Annotated in this window: 21 protein-coding genes; 3 read left to right on the plus strand and 18 right to left on the minus strand. The window is 41.8% G+C overall.

Annotated features, from left to right (window positions below; translation table 11 throughout):
- Nucleotides 1-204 precede the first annotated feature (204 nt).
- On the minus strand, nt 205-483 hold the full coding sequence (locus tag MB380_RS18495; protein ID WP_253528731.1) for a CHC2 zinc finger domain-containing protein: 279 nt from the start codon (nt 481-483) through the stop codon (nt 205-207).
- Nucleotides 484-791: 308 nt separating this feature from the next.
- Between MB380_RS18495 and MB380_RS18500 the strand changes: the two genes are divergently transcribed.
- Nucleotides 792-1553, plus strand: a complete 762-nt coding sequence (locus MB380_RS18500) for a DUF6348 family protein (protein WP_253529687.1) — start codon at nt 792-794, stop codon at nt 1551-1553.
- 88 nt (nt 1554-1641) lie between these two features.
- Here the strand turns inward: MB380_RS18500 and MB380_RS18505 are convergent, their stop codons facing one another.
- The 5 genes from MB380_RS18505 to MB380_RS18525 all read right to left on the minus strand — a co-directional run bounded on the left by MB380_RS18505 (nt 1642) and on the right by MB380_RS18525 (nt 6866).
- A complete protein-coding gene (locus MB380_RS18505) occupies nt 1642-3102 on the minus strand; it encodes a sulfatase (protein WP_253529689.1) in 1461 nt (486 codons plus the stop codon).
- Between the two features lie 91 nt (nt 3103-3193).
- The gene (locus MB380_RS18510; protein WP_253529701.1) at nt 3194-3532 is read right to left on the minus strand and encodes an L-rhamnose mutarotase; all 339 of its coding nucleotides are present in this window, start codon (nt 3530-3532) and stop codon (nt 3194-3196) included.
- A gap of 1 nt (nt 3533) precedes the next feature.
- Nucleotides 3534-4307, minus strand: coding sequence for an SDR family oxidoreductase (locus tag MB380_RS18515; protein ID WP_253529704.1), 774 nt, complete (start codon nt 4305-4307; stop codon nt 3534-3536).
- A 5-nt stretch (nt 4308-4312) separates the two neighbouring features.
- Nucleotides 4313-5173 (minus strand): fumarylacetoacetate hydrolase family protein, encoded by an 861-nt coding sequence (locus MB380_RS18520; RefSeq protein WP_101724286.1) that lies wholly within the window; start codon nt 5171-5173, stop codon nt 4313-4315.
- Between the two features lie 37 nt (nt 5174-5210).
- On the minus strand, nt 5211-6866 hold the full coding sequence (locus MB380_RS18525) for a UxaA family hydrolase (protein ID WP_253529706.1): 1656 nt from the start codon (nt 6864-6866) through the stop codon (nt 5211-5213).
- A gap of 142 nt (nt 6867-7008) precedes the next feature.
- Here MB380_RS18525 and MB380_RS18530 point away from each other — a divergent pair, with 142 nt between their 5' ends.
- Nucleotides 7009-7887 (plus strand): AraC family transcriptional regulator, encoded by an 879-nt coding sequence (locus MB380_RS18530; protein ID WP_253529708.1) that lies wholly within the window; start codon nt 7009-7011, stop codon nt 7885-7887.
- A 5-nt stretch (nt 7888-7892) separates the two neighbouring features.
- On the opposite strand, the gene MB380_RS18535 is transcribed toward MB380_RS18530, so the two are convergent.
- Together MB380_RS18535 and MB380_RS18540 are read right to left on the minus strand one after the other, a co-directional pair.
- Nucleotides 7893-9818: a c-type cytochrome gene (locus tag MB380_RS18535; RefSeq protein WP_253529710.1), complete on the minus strand. Its 1926-nt coding sequence runs from the start codon at nt 9816-9818 to the stop codon at nt 7893-7895.
- 26 nt (nt 9819-9844) lie between these two features.
- Nucleotides 9845-11686, minus strand: a complete 1842-nt coding sequence (locus MB380_RS18540) for a family 16 glycoside hydrolase (protein WP_253529712.1) — start codon at nt 11684-11686, stop codon at nt 9845-9847.
- Between the two features lie 215 nt (nt 11687-11901).
- Between MB380_RS18540 and MB380_RS18545 the strand changes: the two genes are divergently transcribed.
- Nucleotides 11902-12951, plus strand: coding sequence for a DNA/RNA non-specific endonuclease (locus tag MB380_RS18545; protein WP_253529716.1), 1050 nt, complete (start codon nt 11902-11904; stop codon nt 12949-12951).
- Between the two features lie 46 nt (nt 12952-12997).
- On the opposite strand, the gene MB380_RS18550 is transcribed toward MB380_RS18545, so the two are convergent.
- The 10 genes from MB380_RS18550 to MB380_RS18595 all read right to left on the minus strand — a co-directional run bounded on the left by MB380_RS18550 (nt 12998) and on the right by MB380_RS18595 (nt 21509).
- Entirely contained in the window at nt 12998-14200 is a 1203-nt protein-coding gene (locus MB380_RS18550) for a Gfo/Idh/MocA family protein (RefSeq protein ID WP_253529717.1), read from the minus strand.
- 159 nt (nt 14201-14359) lie between these two features.
- Nucleotides 14360-14611: a hypothetical protein gene (locus MB380_RS18555; RefSeq protein WP_253529728.1), complete on the minus strand. Its 252-nt coding sequence runs from the start codon at nt 14609-14611 to the stop codon at nt 14360-14362.
- Between the two features lie 4 nt (nt 14612-14615).
- Nucleotides 14616-15146, minus strand: coding sequence for a DUF420 domain-containing protein (locus tag MB380_RS18560; RefSeq protein WP_253529731.1), 531 nt, complete (start codon nt 15144-15146; stop codon nt 14616-14618).
- Nucleotides 15147-15160: 14 nt separating this feature from the next.
- Nucleotides 15161-15865, minus strand: a complete 705-nt coding sequence (locus MB380_RS18565; protein WP_253529734.1) for an SCO family protein — start codon at nt 15863-15865, stop codon at nt 15161-15163.
- Nucleotides 15862-16200 (minus strand): cytochrome C oxidase subunit IV family protein, encoded by a 339-nt coding sequence (locus MB380_RS18570; RefSeq protein WP_101724295.1) that lies wholly within the window; start codon nt 16198-16200, stop codon nt 15862-15864. The genes MB380_RS18565 and MB380_RS18570 overlap by 4 nt, the downstream gene beginning before the upstream one ends.
- Before the next feature lie 68 nt (nt 16201-16268).
- The gene (locus MB380_RS18575) at nt 16269-17015 is read right to left on the minus strand and encodes a cytochrome c oxidase subunit 3 (protein WP_101724296.1); all 747 of its coding nucleotides are present in this window, start codon (nt 17013-17015) and stop codon (nt 16269-16271) included.
- A gap of 68 nt (nt 17016-17083) precedes the next feature.
- Complete coding sequence (locus tag MB380_RS18580) at nt 17084-17683, minus strand: cytochrome c oxidase subunit 3 (RefSeq protein WP_253529747.1); 600 nt, start codon at nt 17681-17683, stop codon at nt 17084-17086.
- Nucleotides 17684-17705: 22 nt separating this feature from the next.
- Nucleotides 17706-18587: a heme o synthase gene (cyoE, locus tag MB380_RS18585; RefSeq protein WP_253529759.1), complete on the minus strand. Its 882-nt coding sequence runs from the start codon at nt 18585-18587 to the stop codon at nt 17706-17708.
- On the minus strand, nt 18571-19563 hold the full coding sequence (locus MB380_RS18590; RefSeq protein ID WP_253529761.1) for a heme A synthase: 993 nt from the start codon (nt 19561-19563) through the stop codon (nt 18571-18573). Before MB380_RS18590 ends, cyoE begins: the two co-directional genes overlap by 17 nt.
- A gap of 68 nt (nt 19564-19631) precedes the next feature.
- Nucleotides 19632-21509 carry a cbb3-type cytochrome c oxidase subunit I gene (locus MB380_RS18595; RefSeq protein WP_253529774.1) on the minus strand — a complete coding sequence of 626 codons (1878 nt, stop codon included), beginning with the start codon at nt 21507-21509 and terminating at the stop codon, nt 19632-19634.
- Nucleotides 21510-21537 lie beyond the last annotated feature (28 nt).

The raw sequence follows: 21537 nt of genomic DNA on the forward strand, positions 1-21537 counted from the left end.
GCTGGCTACATCGCTCCAGACATAATATATCTCTTCAGACACAAAAATTTCATAAAGCCTTTCCATGTTTATAAGATTGACGTATCTCGGGTTGACTGCTTTTAAGCCAATCGTTCAAGTCCTGAAAGCCACTATAAAAATTACTGCAGTCGATAAATTTATCCCGTCTTCCATTTTCCCATTCCAGCACTTTTAGTGTCGCCTCTACCCCAGCCTTGTCACTATCCCAAAACAAGTCAATGTGTTCATGGTTGATAGTAGATAAATTTCAAGCAGTTCACTAATTGTACATCTGAAATAAGCCTTACCTAAATCAATCAGGTCACCTCCTTTTCCGGTTCCATGGTCATAGTAAACATTTAATTTCCTGTTAACTTTAAAGGAAGCTGTATGCTCTTCCCGAAGGGGTGAGCGATACCAATAATCGCTTCCATTGGTTACCTGCTGGGGCAGGTGTCCAATGGAAGCTAAGTAGTCTACCAAATCAATTTTTTTAGCTGTCGCACAGGTTAGCTTTCCCATTTAATTATTCTATATGAAGTTTAAGAGAAAAGCGGTGACAAGCTTAGGGTTTTAAACCGCTATGCTTGCCAACCGCTTTAAATCATCTATAAATAAGTTCGAAAATTGTACAGGTAGGACGACTTGAGCCGCTGTAAATCAGTGGCTCATTTTTTTGATAAACTTCGAAAAAACTCAACTTTAGCAATCAATTCAAGAATATTTAGATTGTGCCTAAAACAAACATAAATTTTACTGTAAATTCAACCTTAAATCCATAAACACAACAAATGGGACTATTTAACTTTTTTAAAAAGAAACCATCGGACAACAAAAAACCGGAAGTACAAGAGACATCATTAACCGATAACAACTCATACTTACTTGAAACCTTAAGCAACAGAATTAAAGCATTAGGCTTTGAGGTTAACGTCCATCCCAATTATCTGGCAATAATTGTTAATTCCGAACTTGAAATTGCTACAGTGATAATTGACAATCCTAACAATCACCCAAATGTTATGCAACTGATGATTCTGACAATTCATCACGCGTATTTCCCAGATGGAATTGAAGAAAATATTGTCGGTATCGGTACCAGTATAAAAGACAAAGCCTCTTCAGTTTTAGATAATTACATTAACACTACATTTTTACCAATTATTGCGAGCCTTTCAAACCGCCATAATCCAGAATTTACCTTTTCGGTAATTGCTGATGAAGGTGAAGAAGTATTATGGCACACCACATTGGGAAATGTACGGTTACAAGGAGAGTGGATTGACCAAAATCAAAATGAGTCCTTTTTTGAAATTGTAAAAGACAAAATAAAAAACAGGCTAAGCTCAGACAAAATCAATTGGTTGAAGGTTTACGTTTCAAAAAGGGCAGATGGCACAATCATTGGAGAGTGCCTATTAAATAATATATCCTGGGAAGAAGGAAGGGCCGACCTTAAAAAATATGCGGAATCGTGGGAAATGAAAAGTGATTTTCAAGGCATAAAGCAATTTATTGTATTCAGAAGATGTGAGGTGCATCAAGAAAAATAGTGCTGCAAAGCCCCTGAAAAATCTTTATTCATCTATATAATAAGCCCTGAGTTATCACTAATACGCGTGAAGGGTCACGGCTTTTTATCTACTCTTTCAAAACTCCAACTGGCCTTACATTTTTGCCTTCTTTTTTCTGCAAGGCATCGCCTAAATCTTCACGTGCCACATCAGCAACCTTTAGCAACTCGGCCACAATTTCGGGGTGCTGCAATTTTACATCGTATTCCTCACCTGCATCGCGTCTCAGGTCATATAATGCCAACTGAACCGAAATGTTTCCATACTTGCCTGCAAAGCCGTTATTACCCGGCAAAACGCCCTCATAAGAACGTTCATACTGGTGTGGCAACATCAGTTTCCAGTTGTCTCGTCGTACGGCTCTTAACTCGTTATATGCATAATAATAATAGAAGTATTTGCGGGGACTTTCAGTAACGTTACCTTTCATTAAAGATAAAATCTCAACACCATCAATTTTTTGATCCGGTAGCGCGGTGCCGCAGATTCTTGCCAGCGTAGGAAAAATGTCTAGCGTAGAAGTAAGCTGGTTACAGATTAAACCCTCAGGGATGGTGCCTTTCCAGCGCATCAGGCAGGGTACGCGCTGCCCTCCTTCAAAAACAGTACCTTTCCCTTCTCTCAATCCTCCTGTAGAGCCACCATGGTTGCCAAAGTTAATCCAGGGGCCATTGTCGCTCGTAAATATCACCAAAGTGTTTTTATCCAGACCATTTTCTTTCAGGGTTTTCATGATTTGACCCACCGACCAGTCAATTTCCATCATCACATCGCCATACATACCCTGTTTGCTTTTCCCTTTAAACCTGGCAGATACTCCTAACGGAACGTGGGTCATAGCGTGAGGCAAATACAAAAAGAAAGGCTTATTGCGGTTTTTCTTAATAAAGCCAACCGCTCTTTCGGTATACAGGGTAGTCAGTTTGTCTTGCCCGGCCAGGTCATTGATGGTTTCCTTGGTATCATTGTTTTCTATTAAAGGTAAAGCTGGGTAGGTTTGCTTTCTGTAATCGTTTTCATTAACTATAGGTTTACCGTCATAATCAACCGGCCACATATCGTTAGAATACGGAATACCCAGATACTCATCAAAACCCTGCTGCAACGGCAAAAATTGTTTATGATGCCCCAAATGCCATTTACCGAAAATACCAGTGGCATAACCCTTTTGTTTCAGCATTTCGGCAATGGTTAATTCATCGGTATGAAGCCCGATTTTCTGGGAAGGATCCAAAGCTCCGGCTATACCTATCCTGTTCGGGTAGCAGCCTGTCAGCAATGCTGCCCTGGATGCGCTGCAAACCGCCTGCGCTGCCAGAAAATTGGTAAAACGGATACCCTCCATTCCTAATTTATCCAGATTGGGGGTCTGGTAATCTAAGGCTCCGGTGCTGGTCAAGTCTCCATAGCCCATGTCATCCATAAAAATCAGCACAATGTTAGGGGATGATACAGCAGCCGGTTTTTTCCATGAACTGGCTCCCAGCAAAAAGGTAAATGCCAGTAAAAGAATCAGGTTAAGTCTCATGTTCGTAGTGTTTTTATGAAACAGCACATGCAAATAAAAAAATAACAGCCAATTTTTCAAATGGCTGTTATAGATATTATAGAGGTATAGATTACTGTTGTTTCAAGTCGAAGATTTTATCTGTAAAAATCCACTTTTCACCCGGCTTTGCAACTGGCAGTGCCTGCTGGTACTTCCACATCAGGGTTTCCCATTCCTGCACTTTGGCGTTAGCGGCATCCATTTCGGCTTTCCGTTCAAAAGAGAAATCATCCTTTGTTTCCATAATCATAAACAGGCGGTTACTGATGCGGTAAATTTCCATGTCCATAATTCCCGCCTCTCTTATACTCGCTGCTATTTCCGGCCAAATCCGTTCATGATATACCTCATATTCGGCTATTAGCGCAGGGTCATCCTTCAAATCAAGTGCCAGGCAAAATCTTTTCATCTTATATCAGGGCTCTGTCTAAATGTACATAACCCCCATCTACATGAATCAACTGACCCGTAGTATGGCTCGAGCGCTCCGATAACAGAAATACCACCATGTTGGCAATTTCCTCGGCGGTGGTCATACGATTCCCTAAAGGTATTTTCTCAGTAATTTTCTGCAAAGTCTCTTCCGGGTTTGGCAGGGTCTTTATCCACTTTTCATACAACGGTGTGTAGCATTCTGCCACAATTACCGAGTTCACCCTGATACCATATTTCAGCAACTCAACGGCCCATTCACGGGTTAGGGCGTTGCGTCCTCCATTGGCAGCCGCATAGGCAGATGTACCTCCCTGCCCGGTCTCTCCGGTTTTTGAGCCGATATTCACAATGCTACCTTTGCTTTTCTTCAACTCTGGCAGGGCATAGTGGGCAATAAGATAATAATGCACCAGATTTTTGTGTATTGATGCTATAAAGGCTTCATAGCTGCCGTTTTCCAGATTCACGCCATCGTTTACACCTGCATTATTTACCAGGCCGTCAATGCGGCCAAACTTGGCTATCACCTGTGCTACTGCATTTTTACATGCTTCGGGTTCGTTCAGTTCAGCGCCAACCTGAAAACCGTTACCGCCAATGGCATCCAAAGTTTTCTGATTATCGGCTTCATTACGGCCAATAATTACAGGTATTGCTCCTTCATTGGCCAGAACCTTCACAATGCCTTCGCCAATTCCCTTGGCGCCACCGGTTACTATGATTACTTTATCTTTTAAATCGAGATTCATTTGATTCAGTTTTTTGAATAGTCTACTGCTACTTGTTTTTGGGTTCCCAGTCCATCAATGCCCAGTTCAACCACGTCGCCGGCTTTCAGATAACGTGGCGGTTTAAAGCCCAGACCCACCCCGAAAGGTGTACCGGTTGAAATAACATCGCCCGGTAGTAAAGTCATGAACTGGCTCAGGTAATGAATCAGGAACGGAATTTTAAAAATCATGTCGTCAGTGCTGGAGTTTTGTAGTTTTTCTCCGTTCACTGTCAGCCATAATGGTAAGTTGTGTGGATTTTCTATTTCATCTTTAGTAGCGAGGAAAGGCCCCAGTGGAGCAAAAGTGTCTGCACTTTTGCCTTTTACCCATTGTCCGCCTCTTTCTATCTGAAACTCTCTTTCAGAGTAATCGTTGTGCAAAGCATACCCGGCCACGTAGTCTAATGCTTCTTCTTCAGAAACGTACGAAGCCTTTTTACCAATAACAACCGCCAGTTCAACCTCCCAGTCTGTTTTTACCGAGTTTTTCGGAATAATCACATTATCGTAGGGGCCGCAAAGCGCGGTGGTAGATTTAAAGAAAATAATGGGTTCTTTCGGAATCGGTGCGTTTGTCTCTTCAGCATGCTTGGCATAGTTAAGGCCTATACAAACAATTTTTGAAGGGCGCGCAATGCAAGAGCCAATGCGCACATCAGCAGGTACTTTCGGGCAGCTGTCTGCATTGGCTTCTACCCATGCGGCCAGACGCGCCAACCCATCGGTACCGAAAAACTTCTCGGTATAGTCTTCTTCAAACGCTGAAACATCAATCCGGGTGCCATCTACTAGCTCAACACCTGGTTTTTCCTGCTCAAACTCACCAAAACGAAATATTCTCATAATCAAAATTTTTTATCTGTATTTACAAAAATTCATATTACAAATTCACCCCTCTTTTCCAGGGCATGAAATCGTCCTGACCCAGCTGCTGGGCCTTTGTCTGATAGGCACCACTGGCAAGGCCAATGCAATATTCAAGTAATGCTTCAGCGGTCTGCTCAATGGTTTTTTCACCGGTTATGATTTCGCCACAATCAAAATCAATTATATCAGACATCTTTTTTGCCAACTGGGTATTGGTTGAAACCTTTACAACCGGACAAACCGGGTTACCCGTTGGTGTACCTAAACCAGTTGTAAACAATATAATTGTAGCGCCAGAGGCCGCCTTACCTGTGGTGGCAAGTACGTCGTTACCAGGTGTACAAACCAGATGTAAGCCCGGCTCTTTAGCTAGTTCTGTATAATTCAATACATCAACAATCGGAGCAGTTCCTCCTTTTTTGGCAGCCCCTGCCGACTTGATGGCATCGGTAATCAAGCCGTCTTTTATGTTTCCTGCCGACGGGTTCATGTCAAAACCAGCGCCAACGGCTTCTGCTTTTGCAGCATAGTCGCGCATCAGGTATTCAAACTTCTCGGCTTTTTCTGTGGTTATGCAGCGGTTAATCAGTTCCTGCTCTACACCACACAGTTCAGGGAATTCGGCCAGATAGGTTGTACCGCCCAAAGCCACCACGAGGTCAGACAAATGACCCAGCACCGGATTGGCCGATATACCCGAGAAGCCATCAGAACCGCCACATTTTAAACCAATATTCAGTTTGGTAAGCGGGGCCGGCTCACGCGTCAGCCTATTGGCTTCAATTAAGCCTTTAAATGTCTCTTTAATTGCTGCCGACATCATGTCGAACTCCGTACCGTAAGCCTGTTGTTCAAATAACAGCACAGGTTTATCAAAATCAGGGTTACGTTTTTTGATTTCGTCCATCAAATCGGTAAACTGGGTTTTCTGGCAGCCCAGGCTCAATACAGTTATACCGGTTACGTTAGCATTATTGGCATAAGCAGCAAAAAGTGCCGCCAGTATTTCAGAATCCTGATTGTTTTCACCACAGCCCGACTCATGTGTCAAAAACTTGATACCATCCAGATTCGGGAATAAACGGTTATCTGCTATGGAAGCCCCGTTTACGGCCTGATTATAGCTATCAACGCTGGAAGAATCACCTTTCTGATGCAGATGCACCAAATCTTCTACCTGGCGCAGATAAATATCCGGAAAAGCATAACCAAGCGCCTTGTCAAACGCTTCTTTCAGTTTTAGTATATTGCGGTTTTCGCAGAATACCAAAGGTACTACCAGCCAGTAATTGGCTGTACCCACCTGTCCGTCTGAACGATGGTAGCCCATAAAAGTTCGGTCTTTCCACTTCGACACATCAGGAGCCTGCCAGTCTGTCTGAGGCACTCTTTTGTTTACAGAGTACTCTTCCGACTCATGCTTCAGGTTAAAAGTAGTTATCTGTTCTCCACGTTTAATGGGCTGTGTAGCTTTCCCAACCAATACCCCATACATGGTTACGTGGTCTCCTGCATTTAAATCCTCCGTTACAAATTTGTGCTTGGCTGCTATAGAACGTGGTAATACGTAATTTTCTCCTTCAAAATCTATACACTCTCCCGCTTCCAGATTCCGAAGCGCTACTATCACATTATCAGAAGGATTTACTTTCAGAACTTTATGTTGCATATACTAATTTGTGAATTAAATAATATCTTACAAAAATACAATTCATTCTTTTGTTTTTTTTATGAAATGTTATACACTTTTGATGAAATATTATCAACTTTACAGCTTCAGGCGCATAATGTTAACATTATATCAATAATCAGTGCAGGCAGTACTTCGTAAAGTTAATATTTCGGCAGATTATTCATTCGTTTCCCGTAAGGACAAACTACCTGTTCTGTACGACAAATGGCATTTCCATCCTGAGCTTGAGCTCACCTATATTATTGAAAGTAAGGGTACCCGTTTTGTGGGCGACAGCATTGAGGAATTTGAAGAGGGCGATATGGTTTTGCTGGGTGCCTACCTACCCCATGTATGGCGAAACGATGTGGGTTACTATGCCGACAGCTCAGGCCTGAAAGCCGTGGCAATGGTGGTGCAGTTTTTACCCGATTGTTTCGGTAAGGATTTCCTGCACCTGAAAGAAATGGAAAACATCAACCGGCTTATCGAAAAATCGAAGCGGGGCTTAAAGATTTCAGGCATCACCAAAGCCCATGTATTGGCCTTGTTTTCTCAACTGGTTGAAAACCAGAATGGCGTGCAGCGTATCAGCCTTTTGTTGCAGATGCTTGAATTAATAGCCAATTCTGATGAGCTCGATTTCCTGAGCAGCGAAGGCTTTGTTGAGTCTTACCATCGTTTCGGTGCCGATACCATCAACCGGATTTATGAATTTACGCTTTCACATTTTAATCGTAAAATTCTGATTGAAGAAGCCGCCACAATTGCCAACATGTCGGTACCTAATTTTTGCCGCTATTTTAAAAACCGTACTCAAAAAACCTACATACAGTTTCTAACCGAGGTACGCATTGGCTATGCCTGCCGTATGTTGATAGAAAACAAAAAGAGCATTCAGCAGATTGCTTTCGACTGCGGCTTTCATAATCTTTCTAATTTCAACCGTTCTTTCCGCTTGCTAAAAAAACAAAAACCTACCGATTACCGGCAGGTTTTTGGGGGGTTAAAGTCCTGATTTTATTATTTCAGTGAATTTATCCAGGTAGCAATTTTTAAGGCATCCTCTTTAGGTACCTGTGGCATAGGAGGCATCTCGGTAGCGTAATCAGGCCAGTTTTTAGGATTCGGCTTTGCAATTAAACCCACAATTTTGGTATCTGAATAATTGCGTTTGGCTACGTCTTTAAAGGCAGGGCCTACCTGGCGTTTATCTGTTTGATGACAGGCAACGCAAGTATGTTTCTGCAATAATGGTTTTATTTCGTCATAAGTCGGCACCACTTTTTTGGCAGGGGTTTTGGCTGTTCTGTCGTCAGGTGTTACCAGTTTTTCAGCTTTTACGCTTGTTCCGGTTACTGGCAGATTAGCAGGGCGAACCAAATGGCCTGTCAGCTTTTCACCAGCCGGAATATTATTAAGCGTATAAAACGCAGTATTGTGCAGCAAACCTTTGCTTTCAGCATCTTTTACACCATCGGCTTTTATTTCATGTATAAAATGGTCTCTCAGGCCTTCCACCAACAATCTTACTTTCAATCCGTCTTCCGACACTTTCAGACCTTTTACATTCAGAAACTTCTCGCCTACTGTCGGGCTGCCATATACCGGATGATACTTGTAAATAAAACTGCGTACCTGATAATTTTTAAAATCGGCAGCGGTAGCTTTGTTTACGGGTTTGGTAAACTCAATTTCAAAACCATCAGGCATTGCTCTTACGGCTTTCATTTCAAAAGGTGTTTTGCCCGTCCAGACAAGACGTTCTACTCCGGCAGTTGTATTTCCGGCCGAACCCCATCCACGGTTGGTTTCCCCTAGAAATAATGAGCCGTCTTTGCCCCAGGTCATACGTAAAATACCAGACTGAAAGCCCTCACGGAACATGAAAGAAGCGCCCTGGTATTCGCCGTTTACTTTTTCAATAAACACTCTTGAGATATTACTCTTACCCTGGTCGCCAACAAAAAGCTGCCCTGCAAATGGCCCGAAGCCCCCTGCAGTTTCATCTTTCAGTATTTCAGAGGTAGAAATCCCCAGCACACCGTGCGGCAACCACACGGCAGGTGTTTTCAGTTCAGGAATATCCTTTTTCAGTTCAAAAAGATACACGCCTCTTTCATTTTCAATGTTTTCGGGCTTTATGTAATAGCCATTGGCATCTTTGTCTCTTCTTGGGTTCACTTTGGCAAACAATTGCTCTGCCGTCAACTTCACCGGCGATGCCGGGTCGCTTGTCCAGCGTAAACCTGCCGGATGCCCCATAAAATCGCCTTTGTTAACCTGAGCAATAAACCCAGAACCCATCCAGTCTCCCTGGTTGTCGCCATACCAGAACTCCCCGTCAATCATACCAATACCACACGGAGACCGCATACCAGTGGCATAAGGCTCTATTTTGCCGTCTTCGGTAATTCTTACTGCCCAGCCTCTCCAGGGTACTCTGCTTTCGCCTCTCCACCATTCTTCATCACCAAAAGCTACGTTGCCGGTAACAATCATTGAGCCATCCGGTAAAAATTTAGGGCCGTAGCTGTATTCATGATAATGGCCTGAAATCGGCAAAGTTGCTATGGTTTCATAAACATCCGCTTTGCCATCACCATTTTTGTCAATCAGTTTTGTCAATTCGCCTCTTTGTGCACAATAAAAGGCTCCGTTTCTGTAAACCAGACCCAGAATCTCGTGTAAACCACTGGCAAATTTCTTAAAATAAGGTATAGCCGTACCTGCCATTGAGGGGTTACTAACTACCCAGATATCTCCTCTGCGTGTGGCAAGAGCTATGTCTCCATTGGGCAAAGTAGTAATACCACCCACTTCAAGCAGCATGTTTTCTGGCACAGGAAGCGTAATGATGCGGTAATATTCATTTTCGGCGGTATTCTGCGCCAAAGCAGCAGACATTATAGCCACCGAAAAAAGGATTGTTTTAAATATTTTCTTCATGCTTATAGAATTTTAAAGCCTCTGTTTTACCAAATAATCGAATAACTGATTTTCTCGCCCAACGGAGCCACCAACTCCTGCTTGCCACCTAGCGTTCTGATACTGGCAGTTCCTTCATTTATTTTAATCAGATAGGCGTTGTCTCCTATAATGAAAGTTCCGTCAGCTTTCTTGCTGATAACCTCCGCACTTGCCAGTCGTGCGTACAAGTTGCTTACTGTCCCGGCAACAGAAATATCGCGTTTCAGCATTTTGCCTTCTTCTACAGGCACTATTTTGTCTGATACCTTCGCTCCGTAAATTTCATATTTAAAAGTAGGCTGTCCGTTTTCATCGAGTTCATATCCTTTGGTACGGAAAGTCGCATCAGCCAATCCCCAGGGTTTGTCTTGCGTTTCTAAAACAGCCAGCAAGGGGGCATCACCAAAAGGCATTACACTGCCCATAGGTTTCGAGCTGCCATCGCCTCTGTCAAGCCACATCGGGGTGGTGTTCAGATAATTTCCTTTCCAGGCCTGAAACAACGCACCGTTATCAAGATTATAAGTAAAGTGTACATTTTCTTTGTTACCTACCGAAATGGCATGCACAATACGCTTGTTTTTACCTCCCTCAGTAATATCCATAAACGAGCGCAGCAATACCGGTTCGGCAGCTGTACCTAACAATATAGGCGACGACGGACTATTAACCATTGCCGAATTAGCCGAATGCAAAGGATGCTTACGCACCGTTTCTGATTCTGCATATAAACCCAACATTGGCTGTAACCAGCCGTCGGCTTTCCAGTAATATAACTCAAACGGTACTTCTCCGGCCGGCAATGTTACTGTTACGCTTCTTCCCTCCAGGTCAGATGCCCTCCACCCATTTTTAAATGCTTTCTGGCCGTTAATGCTCATTTCTGTATTACCGCCATGCGTAGTAGTAAAAGTGTATGTTCCGGCATCAGGCACTACAATTTTACCTGCATATTTTACGGCAAATTCATTTTCAGCGTTTGATACCGCCCAGTTAAGTATATTACCGGCACCGCTGTATTCAGGTTTTATCTTTTCTATGTCGGCAATTGTTCTGAAGTTCCCTTTATACACACCATATTTCAGGTCTTTAAAGCTCAACACTTTCTGGTTATAGCTTTTGTACTTAATGTTTCTGATAGCCACATTACCGTGGTCGCCCTGAAAACGAAGAGGTCCCATGGCTACTTCGTTGTCTTCCCATGCACCTCTGGTTTGGCCGGTAAGCTCTACATTCTCATGGATTAATATTCCGTTAAGGTAGATTGACAGAATTCTTGCGTTAGCTATTTTTTTGCCAGAGGCATCAAACCTTGGCGCTTGAAAAGAAATCTTAATATTTTGCCATATACCCGGCGCTTTTGCTACATTGATGCGCGGCGCTACACCCTGATACCCTTTTGAGCCCTCTGGCTTTGAGTCGTCCCATCGTTCGTAAATTCCGCCCAGGTCGTTGTATTTCGGTAATTTTTTACCCCAGCTGTCAAACAACTGAATTTCGTAACGGCCTTGCAGATAGATGCCAGAGTTTGACCCCTTGGCCATCATGAAATCTAAATCAAGGTCCAGGTCTCCGTGCTCCATTTTGGTGAGCAGGTCCATTTCAATGCCATATTTTCCCTGAGGGTGCTCGCATAATAAAATGCCTGTATTTACACCGTTTGCAGCATCTTTTTTATGTAAATCATTAGCTTTAGTGAGGTCTGCTTCCACCGCACCGACAATACTCCATTGTCCTTTGGTAGGTCTGAATGCATCCATGTTATTCAATGGAATTACCTGCTGTGCTGAAACGGCACCGGCCAATAACCCACAGAAAACGAGATTCGTGAGGAATTTTTTATTCATTGCTTGGTTTGATTTGAAACAACAAATGTAATAGCATTTATCATTAATTGAAAATTGCTATGGTTAGAAATGAATTTCAACGCCTTCTGCGATATATATCTGCAGCACCTCAGTGCCTGCTACTAACACTTTCTTATAAAGTCGCTCATAAATACCTGTTGTCATTCGTTTTGTTTGTAAACTTGCATCAAAAACCCTTAGCCTTTCCTTAGTACATGAAATCGAATCGTATCATTCTGCTGCTTATTTTCTTTGCCGTTGGTTTTGTTCTCTATTATAAAGACCAACCCGGGCCTCTCGGCAAAATATGGCAAACTGCCAGCCAATACATAAAAAACAAAGATTCTGCTCAAAATCAGTTAAATCCGTATAAAGCGCCAGAACCGGCCAGCCAAGCGTCGCAAACGGGCAGGAAATCAAAAAACCATAAAAAGGAAGACAACTTTTCTGCAACCAATGAGCCAACGTATGAACCTGACCAGATAGACCTTACTTTACCTGATTACGTATTACCTGCCATTCAGAAAAGCGATGAGGTTATCAGGCACAAAAACTACACGCTACGGTATGAAGAAAAATACGAAATACCTGCCTGGGTAGCCTATCAACTGCGTGGAACGTTTACAAAGGGTAAAGCCGACAGAAGTGAGAACCAGTTTGTGCCAGACGGTAAAGTAAAAGAGGCGTCTGCTTTATCTGCCGATTATACAGGCTCCGGTTATGACCGGGGCCACATGGTACCTGCCGGAGATTTTAAATGCTGCCAGGGGTTAATGAATGAAACATTTTTTATGAGCAACATCTGTCCGCAAGTGCCTGAATTGAATCGCGGAATATGGGAAAACATCGAAAGCCGTATCAGAAGCTGGGCTGTAAGAGATAAAGAATTGTTTATTGTAACAGGGCCTGTGCTGAGCAAAAACATGAAAACCATTGGTAGATATAATACGGTTTCTGTACCAAAACACTATTATAAAATTGTGTTGTATTACCCTAAAGGTAAAACACAACAACCACGGGCCATCGGGTTTCTGATCCCCAATTCAGCCGAATTGAATAAAAAGATGAACACCTACGTAGTTTCTATTGACGAAATTGAGCAGAAAACCGGACTCGATTTTTTTACCAAACTGCCCGATACCATTGAAAATCAACTGGAAGCAGCAAGTGATTGGTCAGCCTGGACAAAAACACAAAAGTTAAGCGTTTATAACTACAGTATTTGCATTGAAAATCCCCCTCCTTTTTCAAGGAGGGGTGGTTAAATTTCATAAACTATATTAGCAGCCTTTGTTCGTAGAGTTTGTCTCACTACAAAACCCTTTGAATGATATTTCCGGTGGCCTTTTCTTTCAGAATTACCTTCTTGCGACCATCTGGCAAAAATTCATCCTTTATATGCCAGTGGTCTGCATCAAAATCTACAAACGGCGACGGCTCCGTTACGTCTGTTCTCCCTCGCCAGTCTATAATTTCTACCGGCTCCCACTTCTTAGTTTTAGCCGATTTGTAGCAGGCATCTATTACCGCATTAACTATGTAGCCATCATAGAAACTTTCCATTGGCGTACCTCCGTTATCCAGGCTATCAAACATATCCGTAAACATATGGGTATAGCCCAATGAATTTACCTCATCGCCCACCGGAAACAACCAACCTGAGGCACTTTCTGCCTTTTCAGCCACGTAGCTAGACTCCTGCGCTGCCGTAAACATTTCAAAACCGGTACGCATAAAATGGTCTGTTCTGATAACCCCTTCCGTGCCTGACACTTCGTCTCTTAAATCCATGCCTCCCCTGAACGACCAGCTCACTTCAAACTGGGCAATAGCGCCACTGGCATATTTTACCAGAGCAATGGCATTATCTTCTGCTTCTATGGGCTTTACCTGTGTGGCAGCCCAGCACATCACCTCAACGGGTCTTATATCTTTGCCTATGTAGTTGCGGGCAATTTCAATACAATGGCAGCCCAGGTCTACAATTGCGCCTCCACCGGCTTTCTTTAGATCCCAAAACCAGCTTGAGTGAGGCCCGGGATGCGCTTCTCTGGAGCGCGCCCACGTTACCCGCCCGATTACCCCGTTTTTCACCGACTGCAGGGCATGCAGGGTTTTAGGGGTATAGGCCAGGTCTTCCAGATATCCATGAAAAATACCGGCCTTCTCAACCATTTCAAGTATTGCTCGGGCTTCATCTCCTGTACGGGCCAGAGGCTTTGTGCATAGCACCGCCTTTTTATATTTGCAACAAAGCTCAATAGCCTGAAAATGCAGGTCATTAGGTAAGCCTACAACTACCACGTTTATGTTCTCATCTTTGATGGCGTCTTCCATGCTGGTGGTATACACGGGTATCCCCCACTCTTCGGCAAAAGATTTGCCGCGTTCTTCGCTTCTTGAATAAACAACTTGTACACGGTCAGGTCTGCGATGCTCATGAAGAGATTTGGTATAGAACCAGCCAATAAGGCCGGTGCCCAGCATAGCAATTCTATGAGGTTTGTTACTCATGGTTAAAATATTTTAAGGTTGATAGATTGGGGGCGGCTTGTCTATACAAGCCCAATGCAAGATACTAAAGAATCAGGAAACCCAAGAGGTAGAAATAAAAAAGAATCTGCCACACAGGTAGCAGATTCTTTTCCGGTAATATCGGTATGCACGGCAGGCTTAGCCGTTAAGTTTCAGACGCATTTCTTTTTTAGCGGCTCTGAACCAGATAAAAATCAGAGTAGGCACTGAAAGGTAAGTAATAACAAGCAGATACAATATTCCGTCATTAATACCTGTTCCTATTTCGCCTCTGCCTTCACTTAAATTGCTGCCAACGGTGGCACGGCACATAGCACATTGCGCCATTGAAACTGAGCAATTAAATAAAAACACAATAACCGTTACCGCAAATAATTTTAAGGCTTTCATGTTTTTAAACATAATATGGTCTGATCATAATATACGCAATCACACCAGTTATTGAAACATACAACCAGATAGGAAATGCAATTCTTGCAATCTTTTTGTGTCTGCTCATCTGATTACTCCACGAAAAATAATACGTTCTTAAAACCAGTGGCAACACTATAAAAGACAAACCTATATGGCTTATCAACACAAAGAAATAAATGTAGCGTATGGTACCTTCGCCGCCGAACTTAGTGCTCGGATTCGAAATATGATAAGCTACATAACACAAAAGGAATAATGCACCTAATGCAAACGCACCCGTCATTACACGCTTATGCTGGTCAATCTGCCCCTGCTTAATTAAGTAGAAACCATACAATAACAATACTGCCGTTAAAGAATTAATCACCCCTATTACATGAGGCAAAGTACTTGTCCAGGCACCAAAATCTATCTTTTGGGGAATCCCCAACAACAATGCTACTGCTACCGGTATCACAACCGACAACAGGTTTATCCACAACATGGATTTTCTTTCTAATTGCGCTTCCATCTGCTTATTTTCCTCTATCGAGATTTGTTTTGATCTTTATAAATTTCTTCTAAAACTTTTATTTCTGCCTGCAAACGTTCTATATCTGCATTAAAAGTTCCATCATATATTCCTCTTATGTAGCCATCTTTATCTATCAGCATTATCTTCTCTGAATGGATAAACATTTCATCTACATTTTTTATGTTCTTATCATACTCTGACGCATCTGCCACAGGTAATTTATAACCTTTAATAGCCAAATCATAAATTGCCTTTTTTTCGCCTGTCAGAAAAAACCACTTCCCGTTTTTAGCATCAAATTTCTTTGCATATTCTTTCAGTACCTGAGGGGTATCATGGTTCGGGTCTACCGAGTGAGAAATCAACATTACATCCGGGTTATCCATAAAAACATCCTGTACCCTAAGCATGGCCGAACTCAGTTTAGGACAAATGGTGCCGCAGCGGGTAAAGAAAAAATCTGCAACGTAAATTTTACCTTTGGTTTGCTCTGAAGAAAACTTCTGCCCATTCTGATCTGTCAATTCAAACGCAGGTATCTGATGAAAAACCGTGTCGGCACCTTTCATCAAAACCATTCCCCTATCGTCCGTTTCAGGCATAAAATAGGGTAGCTTGTAATAGTTATTTCCGAACAACTTCAGAAATATAAATATAAAAGCCGGAACTACCAGTATCACTACTAGTATTCCGGCTTTGATAGTATTTTTACTCATTTTGGAAATATGAAACGTTCGAAACCGATATACCCACCTTCCACAATCAACGCTATAATCAACCAAACCACAAAGATACAAGGTAAGATGATTGTCCATATCAAAGATTTCACTTCATGCTTTAAGTGCATAAAGATACCCACAATATAATAGGCTTTGACGATAGTCAGAATCACAAAGATTCCAATCTTTGTCCATTTATAGTGGTCTGCATCAATTAAAAATGCAATTACGAACTCAAATGAAGTAATGATTAAAAGTATCCAAAACGTTTTCCAGATCTCTTTTGTTTGCGCTGGAAGTTTTTCTCCGTGAGGTTCTGAATGATGAGCCATTTTTTGTCTAATATTTTAAGTTTACTCAATCTATAGATTGAATTTTCTGAAATCAATATCCAAGCCAACTACACAAGGTAGAAGAAAGTAAATACAAATACCCAAACAAGGTCTACAAAGTGCCAGTATAAGCCAACTTTTTCAATCATTTCGTAGTGTCCGCGTTTTTCGTATACACCATTAGCGGTGTTATAAAAAACCAGTACATTAAGCACCACACCAGACAACACGTGAGTTCCGTGAAACCCTGTTATGAAGAAAAAGAAATCAGCAAATGCCGGAGGCCCATATTGGTTTTGAACAAGGTTGGCACCAAAAATTTTGGTTCCGTTTGCCAGGGTTAGGCCCTCTTCTGTACCATGAATAAAGTGTGACCACTCCCATGCCTGAGAACTTAAGAAAGCTATACCACCAAGGATAGTCCATAACATATATTTCTCAACATCAGCTTTATCACGACGATGACCTGCCTCAACAGCTAACACCATAGTAACCGAACTCATGATTAGAATAAAAGTCATGATACCCACAAATACAAGTGGAGCCTCTATACCATGCAAAAAAGGTACGGCTTCAAATACACGTTCTGGTATTGGCCACCAGGTAGTAGAGAATTCAAAGTTTTTTCTTAATCCTTCAAAGGTCGGAAAACTAAACCGTACCAAACCATAAGAAACCAGTAACGCTGAAAAAGTAAACGTATCTGAAAGGAGAAAAACCCACATCATCAGTTTTCCATATCCAACTTTCATAGGTTGGGTTCCACCTTTCCAAATCAAATGTTCAGCGGTTGTTGAGGTATTTGCACTTGCCATAGCTGATAGTTTCTGAATATCAAACCGGTCGGTTAGGAACCAGCCTGAATCTTGAAATTGTAAAATGTTTATCTAAAATACAATAAAAATACAAATAAATACACCCATAGTAGGTCAAGGAAATGCCATGAAGTGGCGCAAACCTCTACCAGTAAAGTATTCTTCGAGTTAATCTTGGTTCTGAACGCCATAATAAAAGTGGCTATCAGAATACCCAGACCAATAACCAGGTGCGCCATGTGCAGGCCGGTGAAAATGTAAAAGAATGAACCCGAAGGATTACCCTTTAAAAACACACCCTGCTGCTGCAGATTTTGCCAACCCAGGTACTGCATAACCAGGAACGCAATTCCAAATCCGAAGGTAAGCGCTACTGCCAACTTTAATGTCGGTTGTTTATCAGCCTTAGCTGCCCTCAGGGCAAAATGCATAGATATACTACTGATAACTAAAACAACAGTGCTAAACCAGAATATTTGAGGAATCTCGAATTCTACCCAGTTACCTTCTGCTCTTCTTACCAGATATGCACTTGTTTGCGATGCAAACAACATAATAATGGTAATAATAAAGAGCCAAACCATAAACTTCCACTTGTTTACCGACAAAACCACTTTGGGCTCTTCGGTAATTTTATTTGCAGGTATCTTTACTACTTTCTGACTCATCTTTTTTCGATATCTATAGGTCTTAAAGTTTATCCAGAAGGTATGCAATCTGCACAACCGGAAGATAAATAAAAGACCCGAACATTAATTGAAGTGCTGCTTTACGATCTACCTTTCGCATTAAGTGAAAAGTCTGCGCCAGAAACAACACCCCGAAAATCATGGCCACAACGGCCGAATTGATACCCGTAATACCCATGTAATATGGTACCCAACATAAGGGCAACAAAAACAGGGTGTAAATCATAATCTGAATAGCCGAGTTTAAATTTTGTCCACCTTTAGAAGGTAGTAACTTAAACCCTGCCTTATTATAATCTTCATCAAGCACCCAGGCAATTGCCCAGAAGTGCGGAAACTGCCAGAAAAACTGAATAGCAAATAAGATGCCTGGCTCCATTCCGAAATGGTTAGTAGCGGCTATCCAGCCAATCATCGGAGGAAAAGCCCCCGGTAATGCGCCAACCGCAACGGCAATGGGTCCCACACGTTTCAGCGGAGTATAAACAAAACCATACAGTACCATCGATAATAAGGCTACCAGACCGGCTCTGAAATTGAACTCATAAAACAAAATATACATGGCAACCGCAGCCAATACCCAACCAAAAAAGGCCGCCTCTTTAACAGAGAGCCTGCCACTGGGTAAAGGTCTGTCTTGGGTGCGCTTCATTAATTTATCCAGATCTTTTTCAATTATCTGATTAATAATGTTCGCCGCCGCTGTAGTTGAAAAAGCAGCTATACAGAAAAGAACTAACTTAAATGCATCAACTTTGTCGGCCCCCAAAATAAAACCAAAAGCACCAGAAAAAACAACTGTCGCCGATAACCGAAACTTAGTTATATCGTAGAGAGCTTTTAATTTTACACCAATTATATTTTGACTAACGGATTGATTCATTACTTAAATAAAACTCCTGAACTCCTCTAAAAACTCTTTCTTTATTTAATAAAAGATACAAAACAAATTGTATCCCCAACATCAAAATAGCTACTGTTAAATGTACAGGCTGTGCAAAATACGGGAAACCCAGATAATTTAAAAACAAACCTGATAACATTTCTACACCTAACAAGGCTATTAAAGCAATCGAAAAACGGTTAATAATCCCTTTGCTACTACTATTTCTTTTTAATCGATAGTAAAAGAATAAATGCAAAACTGTAACTACAATTGAGAACCATCTGTGCATTTGAAACTTACCACCCAAATTAGAAATCCATTCAGACCGCATATCAGACCCCATTAGTATCGCAACCTGATCTATCGTTTCTCTTACCTGTGTACCCAAAAGAACCTGCCCAGTAGTTACCAGAATCAAGGCAGTAAGTAGAAAACTCAACGACCCTGCATCCTTTACCTCTTCAACAATTACAACTTTTGTGTAAGAACGGGCAACTGCATACAAAAGAATGAAAACAATTACAACAGAAAGCAACATGTGCAAGGTAATAATTACCGGATGCAATTCAGTTGATACAACAATTGAGCCCAGCCATCCTTCAAAACCAACCAGAACAAACGCCAGAAAACTTAACCAGACAATTGCTCTATCCTTCGCTCTAAAGGCTAAAAACGAAGAAATAAATGTAGCAAATATTAAAAGACCAATTGTAACGCCAACCAAACGGTTTACATACTCAACCCAGGTTTTAACGGCATTAAATTCAACTTCACCTTTAAGTTTTGCACCAAAAATCTCTTTATAATTAGGCGGAAGCTGCGAAGCGTCAGTAGGCGGAACCCAACTTCCAAAACACTTTGGCCAATCAGGGCAACCCATTCCAGAGCCAGAAGCACGAACAATCCCCCCTACCAGAATCAACACATAAACTGCGCCGATTGTCCAAATACCCAGTCTTCTGAAAACTTGCATACTTCTACGCTTTTCTTTAACCGGTAGTTCTATTGCTAAAACTACCGGTCTATATTATAACCTGAAAATCAATCAGGAATACTGTAATCATATTTGATACCTTCAATATCCTTCTCAGTTTTAATTTCTTCGTTCTCTTCTTCCAGATTTGATTCAGGAGTAGCCGAGAAAGGTATATTCTGAGGGATAAAGTCTTCAGCAGCACCGGGCTTGCTGTAATCATAAGGCCAACGATATACGGTTGGTATTTCACCAGGCCAGTTACCATGACCAGGCTCTACAGGAGTTGTCCACTCTAAAGTGTTCGAACGCCAAGGGTTTGCAGTTGCCTTTTTACCCCAGAACATTGAATAGAAGAAGTTGAACAAGAAAATTAAGTTAGCTGCAAATACTACAATGGCAGCAATGGTACTTAACTCTGCTAAATCCTGGTACTTAGATGTAAAATCGAAACCTGTATAAGAGTAATAACGTCTTGGGAAACCAGCGATACCCAGATAATGTTGCGGGAAGAACACCACATATACTCCGGCAAATGTTATCCAGAAGTGAATATAACCCAGAGTTGAGTTCATCATTCTACCAAACATCTTAGGGAACCAGTGGTAAACACCAGCTACCATACCAAAGAAGGCAGCAGAACCCATAACAAGGTGAAAGTGAGCTACCACAAAGTAGGTATCATGCAATTGAATATCCAAAGCACTGTTACCAAGAATAATACCTGTAACACCACCTGATACGAAGAATGAAACAAGACCAATTGAGAACATCATGGCTGGCGTAAATACTATATTTCCTCTCCACATGGTAGTAATATAGTTAAAGGCCTTAACCGCTGACGGTACCGCAATAATCAGGGTTAGCAACATGAATACCGACCCAAGGAAAGGATTCATACCTGACATAAACATATGGTGAGCCCATACAATAAACGCCAGGAACATAATACCCAACATTGAGAAGATCATAGCACGGTAACCGAAAATCGGTTTTCTTGAGTTAGTAGCAATGATTTCAGAGGTCATACCCAAAGCAGGAAGGATTACAATGTAAACCTCTGGGTGACCCAGGAACCAGAACAAATGCTGGAACAAAATCGGGCTACCACCCTGGTTAGGCAATGCCTGCCCGTTAATATAGATATCTGACAAATAGAAACTTGTGCCAAAACTACGGTCGAAAATCAATAACAATGCTGCTGACAACAATACAGGAAACGAAAGAATACCCAATATGGCAGTAAAAGTAAATGCCCAAATTGTTAGCGGCATCTTATCAAACGTCATACCTTTAGTACGTAGGTTGATAACCGTAGTTACGTAGTTTACACTACCCAACAAACTAGATACAATAAATATGGCCATACTTACCAACCATAGTGTCATACCGGTACCAGAACCAGGAGCAGCACCAGATAATGCACTTAAAGGTGGGTAAACAACCCATCCGCCACCAGCAGGACCATCTTGCACAAACAATGATGCAAACATAATAACACTTGAAAGGAAGAAGAACCAGTATGACAACATGTTCATGAAACCTGATGCCATATCTCTTGCTCCAATCTGAAGTGGAATAAGGAAATTTGAGAAAGTACCACTTAAACCTGCAGTTAATACAAAGAATACCATGATGGTTCCGTGCATTGTTACAAGCGCAATGTAATAGTTAGGGTCAAGCTTTCCGGCATCATCAAACCACCTCTCACCCAGAATCGGTTTTAACCAACCCAGGTCAATACCAGGATAACCTAATTGAAGACGAAATACTAATGACAGAAAACCACCAATCAGCGCCCATACAATACCTGAAATCAAATATTGCTTAGCAATTACTTTATGGTCTTCAGAAAAGATATACTTTCTGATAAAACTTTGCTCGTGGTGTTCGTGAGCGTGGTCATGGTCATTGGCATGTACGTCTGCGTGTGCTACTGCTGCCATAATTTATTACTATTTTAAGAATTTTCTG

Origin of the sequence: Emticicia sp. 21SJ11W-3, assembly GCF_024138715.1 — a bacterium.
GTDB lineage: Bacteria > Bacteroidota > Bacteroidia > Cytophagales > Spirosomataceae > Emticicia > Emticicia fluvialis.

Excerpts from the sequence above, each read along its gene's own strand:
- MB380_RS18590 (WP_253529761.1), bottom strand. The coding sequence starts at position 19,563 with ATGCAAGTTTTCAGAAGACTGGGTATTTGGACAATCGGCGCAGTTTAT.
- MB380_RS18550 (WP_253529717.1), bottom strand. The coding sequence starts at position 14,200 with ATGAGTAACAAACCTCATAGAATTGCTATGCTGGGCACCGGCCTTATT.
- MB380_RS18505 (WP_253529689.1), bottom strand. The coding sequence starts at position 3,102 with ATGAGACTTAACCTGATTCTTTTACTGGCATTTACCTTTTTGCTGGGA.
- MB380_RS18555 (WP_253529728.1), bottom strand. The coding sequence starts at position 14,611 with ATGAAAGCCTTAAAATTATTTGCGGTAACGGTTATTGTGTTTTTATTT.
- MB380_RS18580 (WP_253529747.1), bottom strand. The coding sequence starts at position 17,683 with ATGAGTCAGAAAGTAGTAAAGATACCTGCAAATAAAATTACCGAAGAG.
- MB380_RS18570 (WP_101724295.1), bottom strand. The coding sequence starts at position 16,200 with ATGGCTCATCATTCAGAACCTCACGGAGAAAAACTTCCAGCGCAAACA.
- MB380_RS18565 (WP_253529734.1), bottom strand. The coding sequence starts at position 15,865 with ATGAGTAAAAATACTATCAAAGCCGGAATACTAGTAGTGATACTGGTA.
- cyoE (WP_253529759.1), bottom strand. The coding sequence starts at position 18,587 with ATGAATCAATCCGTTAGTCAAAATATAATTGGTGTAAAATTAAAAGCT.
- MB380_RS18500 (WP_253529687.1), top strand. The coding sequence starts at position 792 with ATGGGACTATTTAACTTTTTTAAAAAGAAACCATCGGACAACAAAAAA.
- MB380_RS18545 (WP_253529716.1), top strand. The coding sequence starts at position 11,902 with ATGAAATCGAATCGTATCATTCTGCTGCTTATTTTCTTTGCCGTTGGT.
- MB380_RS18575 (WP_101724296.1), bottom strand. The coding sequence starts at position 17,015 with ATGGCAAGTGCAAATACCTCAACAACCGCTGAACATTTGATTTGGAAA.
- MB380_RS18540 (WP_253529712.1), bottom strand. The coding sequence starts at position 11,686 with ATGAATAAAAAATTCCTCACGAATCTCGTTTTCTGTGGGTTATTGGCC.
- MB380_RS18535 (WP_253529710.1), bottom strand. The coding sequence starts at position 9,818 with ATGAAGAAAATATTTAAAACAATCCTTTTTTCGGTGGCTATAATGTCT.
- MB380_RS18560 (WP_253529731.1), bottom strand. The coding sequence starts at position 15,146 with ATGGAAGCGCAATTAGAAAGAAAATCCATGTTGTGGATAAACCTGTTG.
- MB380_RS18520 (WP_101724286.1), bottom strand. The coding sequence starts at position 5,173 with ATGAGAATATTTCGTTTTGGTGAGTTTGAGCAGGAAAAACCAGGTGTT.
- MB380_RS18515 (WP_253529704.1), bottom strand. The coding sequence starts at position 4,307 with ATGAATCTCGATTTAAAAGATAAAGTAATCATAGTAACCGGTGGCGCC.
- MB380_RS18510 (WP_253529701.1), bottom strand. The coding sequence starts at position 3,532 with ATGAAAAGATTTTGCCTGGCACTTGATTTGAAGGATGACCCTGCGCTA.
- MB380_RS18595 (WP_253529774.1), bottom strand. The coding sequence starts at position 21,509 with ATGGCAGCAGTAGCACACGCAGACGTACATGCCAATGACCATGACCAC.
- MB380_RS18525 (WP_253529706.1), bottom strand. The coding sequence starts at position 6,866 with ATGCAACATAAAGTTCTGAAAGTAAATCCTTCTGATAATGTGATAGTA.